At 63.8% G+C, this 240-nt stretch carries 1 protein-coding gene; it reads left to right on the top strand.

The window, feature by feature from the left end; translation table 11 throughout:
• On the top strand, positions 1-240 hold a 240-nt coding region (locus SB751_RS34760; RefSeq protein ID WP_410749584.1), incomplete at both ends, for an enolase C-terminal domain-like protein.

The raw sequence follows: 240 nt of genomic DNA on the forward strand, positions 1-240 counted from the left end.
GCCGGTGTGTCCGCATGCGGGCGGCGTCGGGCTGTGCGAATACGTGCAGCATTTGTCGATGATCGACTACGTGTGCATTTCCGGCACGAAGGAAGGGCGCGTGACCGAATACGTCGATCACCTGCACGAACATTTCGTCGAGCCGTGCGTCGTGCGCGGCGCGGCGTACATGCCGCCGACGGCGCCCGGCTTCTCGATCGAGATGAAGCCGGAATCGTTGGAGCAGTATCGGTTCCGCGG

Source organism: Cupriavidus sp. SIMBA_020, assembly GCF_046535395.1.
Lineage (GTDB): Bacteria > Pseudomonadota > Gammaproteobacteria > Burkholderiales > Burkholderiaceae > Cupriavidus > Cupriavidus campinensis.